This is a genomic window from Rhizobium halophilum, assembly GCF_021648825.1.
Classification (GTDB): domain Bacteria; phylum Pseudomonadota; class Alphaproteobacteria; order Rhizobiales; family Rhizobiaceae; genus Neorhizobium; species Neorhizobium halophilum.
In genome coordinates this window covers 179,541-199,395 of sequence record NZ_JAKJHS010000004.1, presented here as the reverse complement: position 1 = coordinate 199,395, position 19,855 = coordinate 179,541, and the positions used below count along the sequence as shown (strand labels likewise).

At 61.0% G+C, this 19,855-nt stretch carries 18 protein-coding genes, 1 tRNA gene and 1 pseudogene; 10 read left to right on the top strand and 10 right to left on the bottom strand.

All coding sequences use genetic code 11. From position 1 onward, the window contains the following. Positions 1-146 precede the first annotated feature (146 nt). From LXM96_RS10440 to choX, 3 genes are all read right to left on the bottom strand, one after another. Entirely contained in the window at positions 147-488 is a 342-nt protein-coding gene (locus LXM96_RS10440; RefSeq protein WP_239998407.1) for a hypothetical protein, read from the bottom strand. A gap of 95 nt (positions 489-583) precedes the next feature. Next, entirely contained in the window at positions 584-2,101 is a 1,518-nt protein-coding gene (gene betC, locus LXM96_RS10435; RefSeq protein ID WP_239998406.1) for a choline-sulfatase, read from the bottom strand. 12 nt (positions 2,102-2,113) lie between these two features. Then, positions 2,114-3,076: a choline ABC transporter substrate-binding protein gene (gene choX, locus LXM96_RS10430; RefSeq protein WP_394801939.1), complete on the bottom strand. Its 963-nt coding sequence runs from the start codon at positions 3,074-3,076 to the stop codon at positions 2,114-2,116. A gap of 102 nt (positions 3,077-3,178) precedes the next feature. Here choX and LXM96_RS10425 point away from each other — a divergent pair, with 102 nt between their 5' ends. After that, on the top strand, positions 3,179-4,129 hold the full coding sequence (locus LXM96_RS10425; RefSeq protein ID WP_239998404.1) for a LysR family transcriptional regulator: 951 nt from the start codon (positions 3,179-3,181) through the stop codon (positions 4,127-4,129). Between the two features lie 8 nt (positions 4,130-4,137). Here LXM96_RS10425 and LXM96_RS10420 read toward each other — a convergent pair whose 3' ends face one another. After that, the gene (locus LXM96_RS10420; protein WP_239998403.1) at positions 4,138-5,163 is read right to left on the bottom strand and encodes a glycoside hydrolase family 25 protein; all 1,026 of its coding nucleotides are present in this window, start codon (positions 5,161-5,163) and stop codon (positions 4,138-4,140) included. 276 nt (positions 5,164-5,439) lie between these two features. Between LXM96_RS10420 and LXM96_RS10415 the strand changes: the two genes are divergently transcribed. The 5 genes from LXM96_RS10415 (at position 5,440) to LXM96_RS10395 (ending at position 8,231) form a co-directional block, all read left to right on the top strand. Then, positions 5,440-6,153: a nutrient deprivation-induced protein gene (locus LXM96_RS10415; RefSeq protein ID WP_239998402.1), complete on the top strand. Its 714-nt coding sequence runs from the start codon at positions 5,440-5,442 to the stop codon at positions 6,151-6,153. After that, positions 6,146-6,562, top strand: coding sequence for a phage holin family protein (locus LXM96_RS10410; RefSeq protein ID WP_239998401.1), 417 nt, complete (start codon positions 6,146-6,148; stop codon positions 6,560-6,562). Before LXM96_RS10415 ends, LXM96_RS10410 begins: the two co-directional genes overlap by 8 nt. Then, positions 6,559-7,575: a DUF3618 domain-containing protein gene (locus LXM96_RS10405; protein WP_394801938.1), complete on the top strand. Its 1,017-nt coding sequence runs from the start codon at positions 6,559-6,561 to the stop codon at positions 7,573-7,575. The genes LXM96_RS10410 and LXM96_RS10405 overlap by 4 nt, the downstream gene beginning before the upstream one ends. Before the next feature lie 193 nt (positions 7,576-7,768). After that, a complete protein-coding gene (locus LXM96_RS10400; protein WP_239998574.1) occupies positions 7,769-8,053 on the top strand; it encodes a SelT/SelW/SelH family protein in 285 nt (94 codons plus the stop codon). Positions 8,054-8,144: 91 nt separating this feature from the next. Continuing rightward, positions 8,145-8,231, top strand: a tRNA-Leu gene (locus tag LXM96_RS10395). A 190-nt stretch (positions 8,232-8,421) separates the two neighbouring features. Here the strand turns inward: LXM96_RS10395 and LXM96_RS10390 are convergent. The 4 genes and pseudogenes from LXM96_RS10390 to LXM96_RS10380 form a co-directional block, all read right to left on the bottom strand. Next, positions 8,422-9,436, bottom strand: a pseudogene (locus LXM96_RS10390) (L-lactate permease). After that, the gene (locus LXM96_RS21595) at positions 9,381-9,914 is read right to left on the bottom strand and encodes an L-lactate permease (RefSeq protein WP_262913598.1); all 534 of its coding nucleotides are present in this window, start codon (positions 9,912-9,914) and stop codon (positions 9,381-9,383) included. Before LXM96_RS21595 ends, LXM96_RS10390 begins: the two are co-directional and overlap by 56 nt. Before the next feature lie 214 nt (positions 9,915-10,128). After that, positions 10,129-11,352 (bottom strand): LysR family transcriptional regulator, encoded by a 1,224-nt coding sequence (locus LXM96_RS10385; protein WP_239998399.1) that lies wholly within the window; start codon positions 11,350-11,352, stop codon positions 10,129-10,131. Then, positions 11,337-12,242, bottom strand: a complete 906-nt coding sequence (locus LXM96_RS10380) for an NAD(P)-dependent oxidoreductase (protein WP_239998398.1) — start codon at positions 12,240-12,242, stop codon at positions 11,337-11,339. The genes LXM96_RS10385 and LXM96_RS10380 overlap by 16 nt, the downstream gene beginning before the upstream one ends. Positions 12,243-12,392: 150 nt before the next feature. Between LXM96_RS10380 and LXM96_RS10375 the strand changes: the two genes are divergently transcribed. From LXM96_RS10375 to LXM96_RS10360, 4 genes are read left to right on the top strand one after another with little or no spacing between them, the layout of a single operon-like run. Then, entirely contained in the window at positions 12,393-13,142 is a 750-nt protein-coding gene (locus LXM96_RS10375; protein ID WP_239998397.1) for a PIG-L deacetylase family protein, read from the top strand. Between the two features lie 11 nt (positions 13,143-13,153). After that, a complete protein-coding gene (locus LXM96_RS10370) occupies positions 13,154-14,110 on the top strand; it encodes a VOC family protein (protein ID WP_239998396.1) in 957 nt (318 codons plus the stop codon). Position 14,111: 1 nt separating this feature from the next. Further along, positions 14,112-14,783: a 4-carboxy-4-hydroxy-2-oxoadipate aldolase/oxaloacetate decarboxylase gene (locus tag LXM96_RS10365; protein ID WP_239998395.1), complete on the top strand. Its 672-nt coding sequence runs from the start codon at positions 14,112-14,114 to the stop codon at positions 14,781-14,783. Further along, the gene (locus tag LXM96_RS10360; protein ID WP_239998394.1) at positions 14,776-15,849 is read left to right on the top strand and encodes a 4-oxalomesaconate tautomerase; all 1,074 of its coding nucleotides are present in this window, start codon (positions 14,776-14,778) and stop codon (positions 15,847-15,849) included. The genes LXM96_RS10365 and LXM96_RS10360 overlap by 8 nt, the downstream gene beginning before the upstream one ends. A 56-nt stretch (positions 15,850-15,905) precedes the next feature. On the opposite strand, the gene LXM96_RS10355 is transcribed toward LXM96_RS10360, so the two are convergent. Together LXM96_RS10355 and LXM96_RS10350 are read right to left on the bottom strand one after the other, a co-directional pair. Further along, positions 15,906-16,457 (bottom strand): acyl-CoA thioesterase, encoded by a 552-nt coding sequence (locus LXM96_RS10355; protein ID WP_239998393.1) that lies wholly within the window; start codon positions 16,455-16,457, stop codon positions 15,906-15,908. 115 nt (positions 16,458-16,572) lie between these two features. Continuing rightward, positions 16,573-19,755 carry an efflux RND transporter permease subunit gene (locus LXM96_RS10350; RefSeq protein ID WP_239998392.1) on the bottom strand — a complete coding sequence of 1,061 codons (3,183 nt, stop codon included), beginning with the start codon at positions 19,753-19,755 and terminating at the stop codon, positions 16,573-16,575. Positions 19,756-19,855: the final 100 nt, after the last annotated feature.

Here is a 19,855-nt window from a genome sequence, read left to right as displayed (position 1 = left end):
CTCGGGCGAACGCAGTGAGACCCGAGGACAAGGGAGGGATCTATCATCTGCGCAACCGTCGTCACCGGAAACGGGTTCGACCGACCAATGACGAAAGAGCCGTCCGCCAGGATGGCAGACGGCTCAGGATGGCTCTGTGCGGCAGATCAGTTGCCGGTGGTCGCGCCACCTGCTGCCGGGGGAGCAGCGGGATCGGCCGGGCTGGCCGGGTCGGCCGACGTGGCGTCATTGACGACGCCGGGTGCTGGTGCCACCGGGGCCGGTGCCGTGTCTGTGGCCTCAGGCACAGTGGACGCGGTGGTGCCCGGGTCCGTTCCGGGCTCGCCGCCCATGTTACCCCAGATGAAGGCGCCGATCAGCAGGACGGCAAGAACCGCAAGCCAAGGCATCCAGGACGAACTCCGGCTACGGGCATCGACGTTGTTATTCACAAGATCCGGACGGCGGTCACGCACTTCCGGACGAGTGTCATTCGGATCATAGGTCATGGGCTTTCCTCCGTTGAACCTGACAGACAAACGGAGGATCACACAAATTTGTTCCGCGCAGTCTCAAGCGGGGTGAGCCGGACGGCCATAGCCAACTATTCCCCCCGCGGAAACCGCTGGCTCTCCTCCAGTACGTTCAGATCCATGTGGTTGCGCATGTATCGTTCGGAAGCCTTTTGCAGCGGCTGATAGTCCCAGGGGAAATACGCACCGTTGCGCAAGGCGTCGTAGACCACGTGGCGACGGGACTGGCTTTCGCGCACCTCCGTATCGAACCGTGCGAGATCCCACCGCGCCGCAGCCAGGCGCGACAGTCGTTGCAGTGCGTCCGCGTGCACAGGATCTGCGCCCAGATTGCATAGCTCGGCCGGATCCGCCTCAAGATCGACGAGGATCGGTGGATCGGGGTCGCACAGGGTCAGTTTGTAATTGCCGTCACGGATTGCCACCATCGGCGCGATAGATCCCTCCGCGGCATATTCCATCGGTACGGGATCATGCGTCCCTTGCCCGCGCATCAGACCTGTCAGATCTTCTCCGTCGATCCAAGGCGCCAGACCGGCCAGCTCGATGCCGGCGATCGATGCAAGCGTCGGGCAGACGTCGAGGGTGGAGACAGGGTTTTCGATCAACCCGGGCTCCAGGCCCGGAGCAGAGATCATCAGCGGCACGCGGGCAGAACCTTCGAAGAAGTTCATCTTGAACCAAAGGCCACGGTCGCCCAGCATATCCCCGTGGTCAGAAACGAACACGATGACTGTCTCCTCCGCCTGTCCGGTGCGCTGGAGCACGTCGAGGATCTCGCCGATCTTCTCGTCGACATAGGAGATACTGGCGAAGTAGCCGCGCCGAGCCCGGCGAACCTGCTCGTCGCTCAGGTCGAAGGCGGCGTGGTCGCAAGCGTCCATCAGCCGCTTGGAATGGGGATCTTGCTGCTCATAGGGAATGGCGGGAATGGCAGGGTCAAGCTGCGGCAACCCTTCGTACTGGTCCCAGAAGCGGCGCCGGGCGACATAGGGATCGTGCGGGTGCGTGAAGCTAGCCGTCAGGCACCAAGGGCGACCATCGTGACCGCGTGACAGGTCGTAGAGCTTGCGCGTGGCGTGGTAGGCGACCTCATCATCGTACTCCATCTGGTTAGTGATCTCGGCCACGCCTGCCCCGGTGACGGAGCCGAGATTGTGATACCACCAGTCAATGCGCTCGCCGGGTCTGGTATAATCTGGGGTCCAGCCGAAGTCTGCGGGATAGATGTCCGTCGTCAGCCTCTCCTCAAACCCGTGCAACTGGTCGGGTCCGACGAAATGCATCTTTCCCGAAAGGGTGGTCTGGTAGCCGGCCCGGCGGAGGTGATGTGCGAAGGTCGGAATATCGGACGCGAACTCTGCGGCATTGTCATAGACGCGCGTTCGGCTCGGCAACTGGCCCGACATGAAGGACGCACGCGCCGGTGCGCAAAGCGGGCTGGCAGTATAGGCGTTCGCGAAGCGCACGGAGCGCTTCGCGAGAGCCTTCAGATGAGGGGCATGGAGGAAATCCGCCGGCCCATCGGGGAACAGGGTACCGTTCAGCTGATCCACCATCAGGATCAGCACGTTGGGTCGCGACTGCATGATGGCCGTTCCTTAGAGCCCTAGCGCTTCGTCTACAGCTTCCTTGGCGGGCTCGCCTTCGAATGTGGTGACGTCTGCCAGCCACGGTTCATAGGCAGAAGCATTTTCCTTCAACCAAGCCTCTGCGGCATCCTGCGGATCTTCACCGTCCAGGATCTCGCCCATCAAGACGTTTTCCATGTCGATCGAGAAGGTGAGCTGTTTCAGGAATTTCGCAGCGTTTGGGCATTGTGCGGCCCAACCGGTGCGCGCAAGCGTGTAGACCTCCGCACCGCCGTAGTTGGCGCCAAAATAGTCGTCCCCGCCGGAGAGATAGGTGATGTCGAACTGCTCGTTCATCGGGTGCGGCGCCCAAGAAAGAAAGACGATCGGTTTGCCGGCGTTGTTGGCCCGCTCCACCTGGGCAAGCATTGCCTGCTCGCCCGATTCCACCAATTCCCAGTCCTTCAGGCTGAAGTCGCCGGAATCGATCATCTTCTGGATATTGGAGTTGGCAGGAGCCCCGGGCTCGATGCCGTAGATCTTGCGCTCGAAGGCATCGCCGTGTTCCGCAAGATCGGCAAAATCCTTGATCCCTTGCTTCTCCGCAGCGGCGGTCGGCACGGCAAGCGTGAATTTCGCCCCTTCAAGGTTCTTGTTTAGCACCTCGGCAGCATTGGCGGCGTTGAGGTCGTCGATGAAGGCCTGCTGCGCCGGCATCCAGTTGCCGAGGAAGACATCGATTTCGCCATTCTTCATCGACTGGTAGCCGATCGGCACAGAGAGCGTCTTCACGTCCGGCTCGTAGCCCAGCGTGTCGAGAAGGTAGGCGGCCACGCCATTGGTGGCCGTGATGTCGGTCCAACCTGGATCGGAAAGCCGGATCGTCTTGCAAGCTTCAGGATCGGCGGCAGCAGCAGCGGGCGTGGCCGCCGCAGAAAGACCGAGAAGTGCCGTTGCTGATGCGAGCGCACGAAGCGTCGCCGCGGAAGGCAGAGTCATGATAGTCTCCTTCTTCTATCTACTGGACTTATTGAAGCCCAGCGGGCCATAGTCTGTAAAGACGCTGATTTTCGATGCCGCCCATAACGAGCTTTTATGGCAGATAATCCTGTAGAGATTGGTTGGCTCCGACTGTTCGTGGATATCGTCAGACACGGCTCCTTGTCTGGAGCCGCGCGCAGCCATGGCCTAAGTCAACCTGCGGTGAGCTATCAGGTCCGGCAGTTGGAGGCCAGATTCGGCGTCCCGCTTCTGTCTCGCCAGCATCGGGGGGTGGCGCCAACGCTTGAGGGCAGGAAGCTCTTTGAAATAGCCGAAAAGACGGTTTCTGACCTCGACGATCTGGCGGCCCGCTGTCGGGAAAAGGTGAGACGGCCAATTCTCCGTCTTGTTACGGATTATGCGTTCTCGACTCTCTGGCTCATCCCCCGCATGCACAGTCTCCGGCTACTTTATCCGGAATTCGACCTTCAGATCGGCACCGCACAACGGCTCGAGACCGACTGGTCTGAGACAGGCGACATTGCCGTAGCCTTCGGTTCTCGGTCGCAGTTCGCGCTGACTGGCGAGATGATGATGCCCGAGCGGGTGGTGCCGGTTTGTTCTCCCGCCCTCCTAGACAGTCTGGATGCAGAAGAAACCGGTACATTTCTTCCGGCTGCGCCGCTCATCCACCTTGATACCAACTCGTCGTCTCCTTGGTTCAACTGGCAGAGCTATCTCGCAGACTCGGGCGTCCGTCATCAGACTCGCGCCGCCCATGGCGACGTGAGCTTCAACAACTATGCCATGGTGGTGCAGGCGGCACTGGGAGGACAGGGTCTCGCCCTGGGGTGGCTCGGGTTAGTGGACACCATGGCGGAGTCCGGCATGCTAGTTCCTGTTGGCCCCGAATTGATCGCGTCCGACCGAGGTTACTGGGTGCTGACGTCGAAAGCACCGCACCCGAATGCACGTCGGCTTGCAGATTGGCTCATGTCGGAGTCCGCCTCCTCTACTCGCCCAATACGTGGTCTGGAAAAGCAGGCATTACAAGCCGGTGCCTGATTCCAAGGTCAGTTTCTGGCTGTCATGGCTCTTGCAGATACCCAGTTGTGCCATCCCTCTTCGGTGCCGTTGAACACGTTCAGGTCGATTCTCTCACTGACACCCTGCGACAGCCCGGATCCGGAGTACTGCCAGAAGACCCACTTGCGACCAGGATATACTTTCGAGGGATGTTGAGCGACTGCACGAAGCCAGAAGGGGTAGTTCTCGAAGGCACCGACGAGGTTGTCCTTGTAGAAATCGGGGGCCGTATAGATGACCGGTCGCTGGCCGTAGTGCCGCTCCAGTTTGTCCATGAACACCTGCATCTTCTCCAGAACATCGGCGCGAGATGGGCGGCGCTTGCAGGCGGAATCGCCGTTCCATTCCACGTCGATGACGGGAGGGAGCGCGTCCGGATCGCGGGGCACGTTGCGAATGAACCAATCCGCCTGCTCGCTGGCGCGACGGCACCAGTAGAAGAAGTGATAAGCGCCGCGCTTGATGCCAGCTTCGTTCGCCTTGCGCCAATTGGTTTTGAACATGGGATCCAGGTGATCGCCGCCATCGGTCGCTTTGATGTAGGCAAAGTTGGCACCTTGAGTGCGAAGCTTCGGCCAGTCAATGTTGCCTTGCCAACGTGAGACATCCACGCCATGGACGGCATAGTGCCGCGGCGTCACCTTGCCGAAATCGATGGGCTTTGCGTCCCGGAAGCGCTGGCTGTATATGCGCGCGCTTGTTCGCGGGACCCCCGTTGGATTCTGCGGCAGCAAGGATGCAATCGGGCGCTGTCGCGGCACCGGCATTCCCACTGTCGTGGCCATCGAACCAAAGGGTTGGGACCCCTGCGCCTCATCGGCCCAGGCAAGGGGTTGCTGTGCGGCGTCAGCAACAGCCACAGGCGCAGGAGGCAGCGGCGCAGAGGGAGTGATCGAGTTAGTGGTCTCGCGGGAGGGCAGACCTGCAACAAGACTTTCAGGACCGGCGCTGGACGAGCAGCCAGTGAGAGCAAGGCCGGCAAGCAAGAAAGCAGATAAGCCTGAAAGACGCATGGGAACCCGTACTCGAAAAGAACTATGGGACGCGACCGTCGAGCCAAGAGCCCGTCGGGAAAAACTAACGGAAGATTACCGGAAAAGGCTGAATCCAATCTTAATCGGAAGAGGCGGGCGCACCGAGGGCAAACACGCATCCGTTACTACAGAGACGCTGCTCGCCCTTGTCGATCGAATTGCCGACACGTTTGGAACAATTGGCCGCCACGGACGGTTGAAGGTTGGATCGCATCAAAAGATCCCCTTTCGACCCCTTCATCCTGGGAGAGACCAATGACCGAACGAGACCCAACTCTAGGATCCGGATCGAATCCCGGATCCTCCTATACACCCGGCAAACCGGCCGAACCCTCAGCGCCTTCTACGTCTACCACCAAAGCCGCCGCCTCGGAGACTGTCACCTCCGCTTCTACGACGGCCAAGCAGGCAGGCGGCGACCTCAAGAGCAAGCTGAACGAAGACTGGCAGAGCGCAAAATCCACAGCTCAGGCCGAGTTGGATCATGCGACGCAGCGCGCCCGCGATGCAGCAGATGAACAGAAGAACTACGCCGCTGAACGTGTCAGTGGCTTCGCCGCCGCGATAGAGAAGGTCGGCGATGAACTGGAGCGCGGTGACAAGGGAGAGCAGCGCGAGATCGGCCGCTATGCAAAGCAGATCGGCTCCAGCATCAACCGATTTGCCGACGACATTAAGGGCAAGGACATGGCTCAAGTTGCCGGTATGGCGGAAGACTTCGGCCGCAGACAACCCGCAGCCTTCATCGGCCTTGCGGCGCTCGCGGGTTTCGCAGCGAGCCGCTTCCTGACCGCATCGGCAGAACGACGCGCGAGCACGGATGTCGGCTCTAATACTGGTCGCAGCAGCGACATGACTAGCCGTAGTGTCGGAAGCCCCGCGACATCGACCCCAACTACCCCGGTAAGCCCGGCATCCGGTGCCGGCTATGCAACAGGCTATTCTCCGGAGGGCACCCGCAATGGCTAATCAAATGGATAACCGTCCCCTTTCAGAGCTGATTAGCGGCCTTGTGTCCGACATCACCGGCCTTTTCCGGAAGGAGATCGACCTCGCCAAGACCGAGGCATCCGAGAAGATGTCGCAAGCGATGACCGGCGTAGAATCCTTTGCCGCAGGGCTTGTCTTCGCAATTGCAGCTGTCGGGGTTCTGCTGGCAGCGCTCGTCAATGGGCTCGCGGCATTCTTCACGGCCCAAGGCATGCGCGAGCCCAGCGCCGACGCTCTTTCAGCTGTGATAGTGGGTGTCATCGTTGCTCTGCTCGCATGGGCCATGATCAAGAAAGGCTTGTCGACCCTGCGAGGCGAGAACCTTAAATTCGACCGCACCTCGTCGTCCCTTCGCCGAGATGCACAAATGATCAAGGAGCGCGTCTGATGACCAGCAATGATACGAAACGAGCCGAAGAGCTCGAACATGAGATCGCCCGAGATCGCCTCCGCATCGAAGAGCGGATGGATGCGATCCAGGCGAAGATGTCGCCGGGACAGCTTCTCGACGAAGCGCTGAATTACGCGAAATCCAGTGGCGGCGGGGAATACGTCTCGAACCTCGGCAACGCCATGAAAACAAATCCTATCCCCGTCGCGCTGATGGGGATCAGCGTGGCGTGGTTGATGGCAAATCCCGGTTCGCACAGGCGTGATGACGAGCTCTATTACCATGATGAGCCTGAGTACCCGCTGGCACAGGTCACAGGAACCGTGCGGCGCGTTGGCCCGGTCAAGACGGATGGTGACAGGCGTTTCAGCCACTTCACTGACGAAGGAGGAAGTCGCTTCCGCGCCCTTACCGACGAAAGCGGCCGCCGCGCCGGCCACTTCATGGATGAAGCGGGCAAAAGCTATCGCGGCTTCGCTGATGCAACAGGGAAGCAAATCCACGACATCCGCGACGAAGCTGGACGGCTCTTCGATGAAGCGTCGGGATGGATTTCCAAAACCTGGCGGCAGATGGGCTCTTCGGCCAGCCGGGCTGGAAGTTCAATGATGGGCGGTGCACGCTCGGTTGGCAACAGTGCCAAGGCCATGGGCGGATCCGTTCGGGGCCAGGCATCGCATCTCAACGAGGGCATCATCCGGCAGTTTCAGGACCAGCCGTTGATCGGCGGCGCGCTCGCCTTTGCCCTTGGTGCCGCTATCGGCGCTGCCCTTCCTAACACCCGCCGCGAAAACGAGGTTCTTGGCGAAAGTGCGGAGGAATTCCGCAGCCGCATGTCCAGCCAGGCCTCGAGTACTATGCATAAGGTTGAAGAGGCTGCGTCCGATGTCTATGAGCGGGCATCTTCCGTCGCATCCGAAGTGCATGACACGGCGAGGGACCGGCTTGCCGAAGAGGCTCGCAACTATCAGCGCGCCAACGGCGATGGCCGAGATACGCGACCCAACTAAACCTAACGGCTAAACTGAAAGAGGGCTCTTGCATACGCGCGGGGCCCTTTTTCGTGTCGCTTCTGCCCATCAACCACTGCCTTGATATTCCCGTGCGAAAGCTTGCGCCCCTCACAAATCCCGAGGATCATGCTTACGATCAGTGTCACAGGTGTTGTCAGGAGCCGACGTGGATAAGCCGAAAGTTGCGATAATGTACTGCACTCAGTGTAACTGGTTGCTGCGCGCAGGCTGGATGGCGCAGGAGTTGCTGCACACTTTCCAAGACAGGCTCGGAGAGGTTGCACTGGTGCCCGGCACCGGGGGCATTTTCGAAATCCGCCTGAACGGCGACCTTCTTTGGGAACGCAAGCGGGATGGAGGCTTTCCCGGTCCCAGAGAGCTGAAGCAGCGCGTGCGCGATGTCCTTGATCCTGAGCGTGACCTCGGACATTTGGACCGCGGTTCCGCGCCTGGCGGAATGACTGGAGAGACCTGACGGCTCGGGCGAAACTTTCGCAGGTTGCGATGCGGAAACTGCGAAAAGCCAGTTGACACTCACATGCCGTCCTCGTACATGGCTCTCCGTCGCCCAGATGGCGGAATTGGTAGACGCGCCAGCTTCAGGTGCTGGTACTCGAAAGGGTGTGGAGGTTCGAGTCCTCTTCTGGGCACCAGTTTCATGTTCCGGATTGTCCCGGACGATCAAGAGCCCCGCGAAAGCGGGGTTTTTTGTTGCCGTCTCGCAGAGTTTTGGTCTCATCGCCTCCCGCGTCGGACAGGGCATCCAGACAATTGATGGCAAGGGTACTTTGCCTCTCCCTACCGCTTTTTTTTCATCCGCCACACCCATTGAAACGCGCCTTGTCAGCTGGCGAGGGCGGCCACCAGCACACCGATTGCCGCGAGGTAGGAGATGCAGATTGGCGCGGTCCATCGCAGTATCTTGCCCTCTCCTCCAGCAAGCCCCACAGTTGCGCAGCCTGCGATGATGTTATGGGGCGATAACGTTGCCAATTGCAGCCCCCGCTCCCTGAGCCGCAGCCATCAGCACCGGAGACAGTTGCAGCACCTGCGCCGTTGAGAGCTGGAACTGCGTGAAAAGGATATTGGAAGCGGTGGCTGAGCCGGACACGAATGTGCCAAGTGTTCCGACGACTGCGGCAAGAAAGGGCCAGGTTCCTCCCGATCGCGCAGCACCCTCGGCCAACTGATCGACCATACCCGAATGCACCAAAACTCGGGCAAGCGCCAGCATGAGAAGGAGAGCAAGGGCGACCGAGCCGAGGCGCCCGAGCGCCGCTGCAAACGCGGGGGCGAGAGCGGATCGAAGGCTCGTCGCAAGCGCCACCAGGGCAATGCTCACGAGCAGGAGGGTGCCTGGATGAAATAGCGGCGCAAAGCTCCCGCTGAAGTGCCCAAGGAAATCCCATGACCATACGTGGCCAACAAGCTCCTCACGCAACGGCGGCACAAGACGCGTCGCGAGTACAAGGAGAACGAGGAGCAGGTACGGTAGTAGATCTGGGAGAAGCGCCCGCCAATGAATCGGCGAACGCGCATGTCCTGCTCGCAGCAGAAGAACGAATGCAAGAAGGCCGAGCAGCGCTCCCAACAAAGTTGGCAGTTCCGGGCCGACGGTCACGGCGACCACACCATAGGGGAAGAGAAAACACACACCCGCCATAGCGGTCCAACGCACGTCTTTCCACGTCATCGGCGCATCATCCGCCAACCAACTCACCGCGAAAACCAGCCCAAAGCCCATCACAGCATTGAAGGCAGCAATCGTGCCCGCCAGATCCGGCGATGGCAGCCCGCCCAGTTCAACCTGCGTGAGCGGGGGGGTGCCCACAGCACCAAATGGCACCCCGGGCCGCATGCCCGATCAACGCAACCATCACCGCCCGAGCCGGGGAAAGCCCAATGCCAACGAGAAGTGGAGCAGCAACTGCGACGGGCGCCCCGAAGCCGGCAGCCCCTTCCATGAAAAGCGCAAAGAACCAGCGAATGACGAGAACCTGCAGTCTTCTCGCATTTGTAAGCTGGGAGAGCGCCAGTCGGATTCGCTCCAGGCCGCCGGAACGCTGCTGGTACTCGTACAGGAGAAGTGCCGGCAGAATGATCCAAAGGATTGTTGCTGTCGAATGAACCGTCTCGGCCAGAACGCCAAGTGCGGCAAGCGGAGGCGAGACGAAAGGGGGACCCAGGCCGAACGCCAAGAAGGCGATAATGATCGCGCTGGCAAAGCCCGCTGCACCGGCACCAACTGCTGACCATCCCAATATGCTCATTGTGAGGAGCACGATGACCAGTGGTGCAGCCGCGAGGATGGTGTGGATCAGCATGGCTTCTGCCATTGCCCATCGCAGTCGCGCAACGGCGACCCAGCCAATTCTCCTCGTCGACCTTGGCGGCAACACATTGTTTCACCTGCGATAGTACCTGGTGTCGCGCAACGGCAGACGGCGAGGCTCACATCAGGACCATCTATTGATAGGTGCATCATCTTCTCCTGACATACCTTGCCCATGTTGATGCCAGCTTAGATCATGAGGCGTCGGTGGGCCAAAATCACATCGCCTCTTCTGTCTCCAGGTGCTCGCTTGGACAGGTCGTTATCGAGGATGCCTTGCGACTACTCTCCGTCAGGAGATCAACCATCTTCTGCTGTGGCCGTGTAGGACGCCAGCCGGTTCTGTAGGTTAACCCTATCGGCCGAATATACGCGTCCGTTTCCCACGGCAGTTGCCTTAGAAGGCCGCGGTCGCACTCAGTTCTCGCCTGCACATGAGAGATGCAGCCGAGGTGGTCACTCTCCAACAACAGGCCTCGTATCAGCAGCAAGGAGCCGGATTCGATAAGCCGAGAGGGCGCTCTGCTTCCGGGGGCGGAAAAGATGGCCTCGAACTTATCCCGCGTTGGCGTTCCTTGGTGCGGCACCACCCAAGGATAGGCCAAGAGATCCTCTACACTCACAGTTTGCCGCATTGCCAACGGGTGATCGGGGCGCGACAAGAGTGCAAGTCTGTCCTCGAAAAGCGGGATCTGGACGATGTCACCTATTGGGGCGGGATCCCTCAAGGCCCCGACGAGGAAATCGATGCTGCCTCTGCGCAGGTCGCCCAGCAAGCCTTGATAGGGTCCATCCACCACACGCACCGCCATGTCCCTGTAGCACTGTCTAAACCTCGCCAGCGCCGATGGCAGAAGGACCGAGCGTGACAGAGGCATGGCTCCAATGACGAGCGAACCGGCCTCGCCGCCGTCGAGTTCCGCAAGTTCCGCATCCGCCTGATCGAACTCATAGATCGCCAGCCGGGCCGCCCGTGCGAAAGATTGGCACAGCCGTGTCGGAATGATCCCGAAGGCGGTCCGCTCGAACAGGCTGCGAGCCGCCTCCCGTTCAATTTGGGTCACGGCACGATGCACCGTCGGCTGGGCCAGGCCAAGCTGACGCGCGGCCAGGGAAAAGTTCTCGTTCTCGCTGACGGCGACCAGCGCCTGGAGTTGCGGATATGTCAGAGAGGTTAGAAGGCGGGGGGAGATCGACTTCGCAATCGGATCGAGCAAAGCAAAAGCACTAACAACCCGCCTCAACAGGGTTTCGCCTCGGGACGTCGGGAAGAGCCCGGTCCTGCTGCGCTCGAAGAGGGCTCCGCCCGCGCGGAACTCGAGCTTGTTCAGAGCCTGGGTAACCGCAGGCTGAGACACATGCCATTTTTCTGCAGCCAGCGTCACCGACTTCAGTTCGGCGACCGCGACCAAGAGCCTGAGGTGTCTCAGGTTTCGGGGCATGTCAGCCTCTCCAGAAGTGCATCTGAGCGCTTCGCCAGATCATCGGCTCCAGGATCCACACCAAGGCTCGCCACGGCACGCTGCCACTCCACAGTTCCGCGGCTCATCCAGTCGGGCAGCCCGAAGTGCCGCAAGGTCTCACAGACTTCCTCCACCTCGGCCGCCCGCCGCGCACCATGCACCATCATCCGTTCCATGTTGTAGGAGCCACGTACGCGCCAGTCGATCCCGGGATCCGAGCTTTGAAGCGATGCCAGAACCGCATCCTCGACGCCCGCACGACGCGCTGCTAGAAGGCATTCCGCCGTCAGCGCCTCCAGCCCCTTGACGATGACGGAGCGAAGCATCTTGACGCTAGAGGCATCCCCTACCCTTTCGCCCAGAACCTTCGGACGCATTCCCAACGCCTCGATTGCTGCAGCAGCCTCTTTTGCATGGGGACCGGAGAGGAGAAGCGGTACCTGGTGACGCATGGGGTATACCGGTGCCATCACCGCCACATCAACATAGCTCCCACCAGCGCGTTCAATGACGTCAGCAGCCCTTTGTTTTGTCTGCGGCGCGCAGGAGTTGGCATCAAGCCAAAGGGCGCCCGAGGGCAGGTAATCTGCGCCGGCACAGGCTGCCGAAAATGCCTGGTCAGCGGTTACCAGGCAGAGAACGAGCCTCACACGATGCAGCGCCCGACCTATCTGCTTCATCGGCACGACGTCGGCTTCGCGGCATCGCTCCAGAACCAGCGCTGCAGCCTTCGGATCCCCCAATTTAACGTCATAAGCGCGGACGTCCCTGGCCTCCGTGTGCTGCCATCCGGATGCAAAGGCGTGCGCTGCCTCTCCGAAGCCAACGAAGCCAATAGCGTTCGGTGTTTCACCACTGCATGCGGTCATCGATGGCCTCCTCTTTCGCCAGCGGCATGCTTACACAAGCGGCGCTGTTCGGCCACTGTCTATAGCCAGACCTTATGACGCATAGCGCCTTTTCGATTTGCCTGCCAACGCGTCGCAGGCGATCCTCTCTTCGGGCTCAGGAGGATGCACATGTCAGGAAACACCGGAACGGTACCGAAAACCGCTCTCGTCATCAGCGCCCATGCCGCCGACTTCGTCTGGCGCTGTGGCGGTGCCATCGCACTGCATGCTCAACTTGGCTACAACGTCACCGTGGTATGCCTGTCCTTTGGTGAGCGTGGCGAGAGCGCAAAGCTCTGGAAGCAGGCGGGGATGACACTGGAGCGCGTCAAGGATGCGCGCCGCGCGGAAGCCGAACGTGCCGCAGAAGCCTTCGGCGTCCATGATCTCGTCTGCATGGATCTGGGCGATTACCCGCTCGAGCTGAGCCGCGACGATAAGAATGCGCTGGTGGACGTGATCCGAAAGGTGCAGCCCCGCTTTATGCTGAGCCACTCCCAGTACGACCCTTACAACACCGATCACATGTATGCGACGCAGGTGGCGCTCGAGTGCCGGATGATCGCCCAGGCGTGGGGCCACAATCCGGGCGAGAAGGTGCTGGGCGCGCCGCAGCTCTATCTTTTCGAGCCGCATCAGACGGAACAGATGGGGTGGAAGCCGGATACCTTCCTCGACATCACGCCGGTCTGGGACAAGAAGCGCGCCGCCATCGAGTGCATGGAAGGCCAGGAGCACCTCTGGGAATACTACACGCGCGTCGCGATCAACCGCGCCAACCATTTCAAGCGCAATTCCGGCGGCCAGTCCGGTGGACGCGACTGCAAATACGCAGAAGGCTTCCAGTCCATCTTCCCGCGCACCGTCGACGAGCTTTAGGAGAGGCTTCCATGGAGCACTGCTTCGACATCGCCCATCTCGGTCACGTCGAGATGTACACTGACCGCTACAACGAGAGTCTCGACTTCTTCACGCGGGTCTATGGTCTCAAGCTTTCGGCGGAAGACGAGACCTCGGCATACCTTCGGGCATGGGACGACTACGAGTTCCATTCCCTGAAGCTGACACGCCACCACCAGACCGGGATCGGCCATGTGGCCTATCGTGCCGCGTCACCCGAGGCGCTCAAGCGGCGCGTGGCGGCGATCGAGGCCTCCGGCTACACGGTCCAGGGCTGGGTGGACGGGGATCTGGGCCATGGCCAGTCCTTCCGCTTTGAGGATCCCTTCGGCCACGTCTTCGAGATCTACTGGGAGACGCAGTGGTACGAGCCGCAAGCCGATGCCGAGCGCGCTGCCCTCAAGAATACTGCTTCCGCCTTCACGGGCGCGGCACCGCGTCGCCTCGACCATCTGAACCTCCTGTCGAGCGACGTGAGCGAGTTTCGCCGCTTCATGGAGACCTGCCTCGGCTCCCGGGTCACCGAGATGATCCAGCTCGACAATGGCCGCATCGGCGGCTGCTGGTTCACGGTCAACAACAAGACCTATGACCTTGCGTGCACGGAAGAGCATGGTGGCGGCGAAGGCCGCCTTCACCACGTCACCTACGCGACGGATCAGCGGGAGGATATCCTGCGAGCGGCCGACATCTTCCTGCAAAACGGCATCCATATCGAGACAGGGCCGCACAAGCACGCGATCCAGGGGACGTTCTTCCTTTATGTGTGGGAACCGGCGGGCAACCGCGCAGAGCTAGCCAATGCCGGGGCCCGGCTCATCCTGGCCCCTGACTGGCAGCCCGTGGTGTGGACCGAGGCAGACCGCAAGAAGGGCCAGGCCTGGGGGCTGAAGACGATCGAGACCTTCCACACGCATGGCACGCCGCCGGTCAAGAAGGAGCACTGACATGGCTGTCGTTAATCAAAACGTTAAGCGGGCGGATCAAGACGTCATTCATCGGCTCGCGGCCGCAGGAGTAGCGACCGTGCACGAGGCGCAGGGGCGAACGGGCTGCCTTGCTTCCTATATGCGCCCCATCTATTCCGGCGCGCAGGTTGCCGGATCGGCCGTCACCATCTCAGCCCCGCCGGGCGACAACTGGATGGTTCATGTTGCCATCGAACAGCTGCAGGAGGGCGATATCCTGGTGCTGGCACCCACCTCGCCTTGTGACAACGGCTATTTTGGCGACCTTCTGGCGACCTCTGCCATGGCGCTCGGGTGCCGCGGCCTGGTTATCGACGCCGGCGTCCGCGACGTGCGGGATCTGACGGCGATGGGTTTTCCTGTCTGGTCCAAGGCCATCTCAGCGCAAGGAACGGTCAAAGAGACTCTGGGCTCGGTGAATGTGCCGATGGTTTGTGCGGGTGCGGCGATCGAGGCCGGTGACGTCATGGTCGCGGATGACGACGGGGTCGTTGTTGTGAAGCGTTCCCATGCGGCCAAGGTTGCCGATGCGGCCGACGCGCGTCTTGCTGCGGAGGAAGCGAGGCGCGAACGGCTGCGGAAGGGAGAACTGGGCCTCGATATTTATGCTATGCGCGAAAGACTCGCGGAAAAGGGGCTGACGTATGTCTGATCCCGCATCGGATGGGATTCCGTGCCTGTGGATGCGCGGCGGCACCTCAAAGGCGGCCGTCTTCTTGGCGTCCGACCTTCCCGCCGAGCCGACAGAACGCAATGCGTTGCTCCTGAGAGTGATGGGTTCGCCCGATCCATCCCAGGTTGACGGGATCGGCGGAGGTGACCCGCTGGCATCCAAAGTGGCCATTTTGTCGCCCTCGACGCGTGCCGATGCGGATGTTGACTACCTTTTCCTGCAGGTCTTCGTCGACCAGCCGGTGGTGACCGACGCGCAAGGGTGCGGCAACATTCTTGCAGCCGTAGGGCCAGCGGCCATTGAGCGCGGGCTTGTGCCAGCCGGTGATGACGTGACGCCTGTACGCATTCACATGCTCAACACAGGCGAGGTATCACTGGCACAAGTGTCGACGCCGGGTGGACGCGTGTCCTATCAGGGTGATGCGCGCATCGATGGCGTTCCCGGACGACATGCCCCCATACCGCTCCTATTCCAGAACACGGAAGGCTCCATGTGTGGCGCCCTTTTGCCCACTGGCAGGGCCCGTGACGTCATCGATGGCATCGAATGCACGTTGATCGATAACGGCATGCCCGTCGTTATCCTTCGCGCCTCGGACTTCGACCTTACCGGGAGGGAAACCCGAGAGACGCTTGACGGGAATATGATGCTGAAGGCGCGACTGGAGAGGTTGCGAAGGGCAGTTGGGCCGTTCATGAACCTCGGGGATGTTCGCGACAAGTCGGTTCCCAAGATGACGCTCGTCTCGCCGCCCGGCACGGGTGGAACAATCAACACGCGCAGCTTCATTCCCCACCGCTGTCATGCCTCGATCGGCGTTTTCGCCGCCGTCAGCGTTGCAACGGCCTGTACGCTGACCAATTCTGTTGCTGCCGAGCTCGCGCAGCTTCCTGAAGACGAGCGGTTCCTTGTTGAACATCCAACAGGGGCGACGGAAGTGCTGGTGCGGCGCAACAGCCTTGGAGGGATCGAAGGGATTGGCACACTGCGAACCGCTCGCAAGCTTTTCGACGGGCAGGTCTATCCCGCCCCTCCAGCCTGAGCCGTACGCACAGTTCGTCTTCGAAACCTCGCTTCGGGCAATTTCCGCGGCAGGATCTATCCGCCCGTCGCCGTCGCCTCGCGCAGCGCACCCTCGGCAGCCATGAAGGCCTCGACTTCCGCTGACATTGGCGGCGCCTCGCCCTGCCAGCCCGCTTGTCCGAACAGTTCGTCGACAGGTACGAACGCCTTCTTCCTGCGGTCGTAGATACCGGCAAGAACAAGGGCGATTGCTGCGATCGCTCCCGTTTCCTGCGCAACAAGCCTATGTTCTATCACGAAGCGCGTGTCGTTCCAGAAGACCAGGCGGGTCTGGAGGTCGAAGCGCTGAAACAGTCGCAACTCACGCCGGAATCGAATTTTGCCGGCGCTCACCACTGGCGTCCAGCCGTTCCTCAATACGGGGCGCCAGAGCCCTGACCGGATCACAAGATCGGTCCGCCCCAGATCCATGAGCGTCCAGTAACGACCGTTGTTCATGTGGAGTGATGTGTCGAGGTCGTGCAGCCACACCCTGAAAGGGATGGATGACGTATCGTTGGGGGACGTAATGCGCGTGCGCCGCCAAGCTGACGCGATAACCCAGAACAGACGAAACCAGAGGTTCATTAGACATGACCGTTACGTTAACGTTGCCGGGCGTCTTACACGGGGCAAGGTGGGCACTCCAGATCCCTTTCCAATAGAAAGCCGCGCGGGCGTCAAGCCCGCGCGGCCGGAGGTTCTACTCCGCTGGAGAGAGAGCGGGGACCTCCTCCATGCCGGACCGCCGCAGGGGACGGCTGCCGGTCAGGATACGGACCAGAACGTAGAAGACCGGTGTCATGAAGATGCCGAAGAAGGTCACGCCGATCATGCCGGAGAAGACCGCGACACCCATGGCGGACCGCATCTCGGCACCCGCTCCCGTCGAGATGACGAGTGGCACGACGCCCATGATGAAGGCCATGGAGGTCATTAGGATCGGCCGCAGGCGAAGGCGGCTGGCCTCGACGGCCGCCTGATAAGGCGTTCGGCCTTCCAGTTCCAGCTCCCGGGCGAACTCCACGATCAGGATAGCGTTCTTCGCCGACAGCCCGACAAGGACCACGAGACCGATCTGGGTAAAGATGTTGTTGTCTCCGCCGGTAAGCCAAACGCCTGTCAACGCCGCCAGAATTCCCATGGGGACAATCAGGATGATCGCGATGGGCAAAGTCAGGCTCTCGTATTGTGCAGCCAGTACGAGATAGACGAGCAGCAGCGCCAATGGAAAGACATAGATGCTCGAATTGCCCGCCAGGATCTCCTGATACGTCAGGTCCGTCCACTCGAAGTCGATACCCTGCGGCACAGTCTCCTTAACGATCCTCTCGATCGCCGCCTGGGCCTGTCCGGAGGAGAAGCCCGGCGCAGGCCCCCCGTTGATGTCGGCCGAAAGAAAGCCGTTGTAGCGCGTGGTCCGCTCCGGTCCTGTTGTCTCCTCCACCTTCAAGAGGGCGGACAAAGGGATCATCTCCCCCAAGCGCGACCTTACCTGCAGATGTCCGATGTCCTTGGCCTCGGCGCGAAAATCCGCGTCGGCCTGAACCCGCACGCTGTAGGTGCGGCCAAAGGCGTTGAAGTCGTTGACGTAGAAAGAGCCGAGATAGATCTGCAGGGTCTCAAAGACATCCGTCACCGCGACGCCAAGCTGCTCGGCTTTGGCTCGATCAATGTCGGCATACAGCTGAGGAACGTTGATCTGGAAGCTGGAAAAGATCCCTGCCAGTTCCGGCGTCTGATAGGCCTTGGCGAGCACCGCCTTGGTTGCCTCGTCCAGGGCTTGGTTGCCATAGCCCGCCCGATCCTCGATCTGGAGCTTGAAGCCGCCGGTCTGGCCAAGCCCGTTGACGGGAGGCGGCGGGAACATGGCGATGAAGGCTTCCTGAATACCGGCATATTTCTGGTTCAGTGCCATGGCAATGGCACCCCCCGAGAGTTCCGGCGTCTTGCGCTCCTCGAAATCATCGAGCACCGCGAAGACGATGCCGGCGTTGGAGCCAATGGTGAAGCCGTTGATCGACAAGCCTGGGAACGCGATGGCGTGTTCGACCCCCGGCTGCTCCAAGGCAATGTCGCTCATCTTGCGGATCACGTCCTCCGTCCGGTCGAGCGTTGCCCCGTCCGGCAATTGTGCAAAGCCGATCAGATACTGCTTGTCCTGTGCCGGCACGAAGCCGCCGGGAACAGTGGTGAAGACGCTGTAGGTGGCACCTACGAGTGCAAGGTAGATGACCATCACCAGGCTCTTGCGCGACAACAGGCCGCCGACTGTGCGGCCATAACCGTGCGACGCTGCTCCGAACGCCCTGTTGAAGCCGCGGAAGAACCAGCCAAACAAGCGGTCCATCGTCCGCGTCAGCCAGTCCTTCGGCGCATGGTGGTCCTTCAAGAGAAGGGCAGAAAGCGCCGGGGACAAGGTCAGCGAGTTTATCGCGGAGATCACGGTCGAGATGGCGATCGTCAGGGCGAACTGTCGGTAGAACTGACCAGATAATCCACTTATGAAGGCGAGCGGCACGAAGACAGCTACCAGGACCAGCGCGATCGCAATGATGGGGCCCGACACCTCACGCATCGCCCGATAGGTTGCATCCCGAGGCGACAGGCCGTTCTCGATATTCCTCTCGACGTTTTCGACGACGACGATCGCATCGTCCACGACGATACCGATGGCCAACACCAGCCCGAAGAGCGTCAGGGCGTTGATGGAGAAGCCGAAGGCATACATCACGGCGAAGGTGCCGATGATCGAAACCGGGACCGCGATCAGCGGGATGATGGAGGCCCGCCATGTTTGCAGGAACAGGATGACGACGAGCACAACCAGCGCCACCGCCTCCAGCAAGGTCTCGACCACCTTCTCGATCGATGCGCGGACGAACTTGGTGGTGTCATAGACGATCTCGTACTTCACGCCCTGCGGCATGGCCAGTTGCAGTTGGTCCATGGTGGCGCGGACGTTGTCGGCAATTTCGATGGCGTTCGACCCAGGCGCCTGAAGAACGGCAACAGCAACCGCGGGCTTGCCGTCGAGCAGGGAGCGGAGCGTGTAGTCGGCCGCGCCAAGCTCGATGCGGGCAACATCCCGTAGGCGGGTGATCTCGCCAGCGGCGCCCGTCTTGACGATGATCTCACCGAATTGCTCCGGGGTCTCAAGCCGGCCCTGCGCATTGACGTTAAGCTGGAGCCCTGTCCCCGGGACGCTGGGCGCTGCACCGATGATGCCGGCGGCGGCCTGCACGTTCTGTGCGCGAATGGCATTGGTGATGTCGCTGGCAGCCAGCGAATGTTCCGCAGCTTTCTGGGGATCGATCCAGACACGCATCGAATAATCGCCAGCACCGAAGACCTGTACCTGACCCACACCTTCGATCCTGGCGAGGCGATCCTTGATGTTCAAGGTTGCGTAGTTGCGCAGATAGGTGATGTCATAGCTGTCATCATCGGAGACCAAGTTCACCACCATGATGAAGTCCGGCGAACTCTTGACGGTGGTGAGGCCCAGCGCGCGCACTTCCGCGGGCAAACGCGGCTCCGCCTGCGCCACCCGGTTCTGGACGAGCTGCTGCGCCTTGTCGGGATCTGTACCCAACTTGAAGGTGACTGTGACGGTGAGGACACCGTCGGAGGTGGCTTGAGAGGACATATAAAGCATATCCTCCACGCCGTTGATCTGCTCCTCCAATGGTGTCGCCACGGTCTCCGCGATGACGGTCGGGTTGGCACCGGGATATGTGGCGCGCACGACGATCGAGGGAGGAACGACCTCGGGATATTCGGAGATCGGCAGGGCACGCAGCCCTATCAGGCCCGCAACGACAATGAGAATGGACAGCACGGCAGCAAAAACCGGACGGTCGACAAAAAACCTTGAGATGTTCATCTCGATACCCTCTCTCCAGGGTTCGCACAGAAATCGAAATCCTCGGCCCGCGGCAGGCCACGAGCTACAGGCGGTCTGAGTTTGGGTGCCAGCAGGCGCT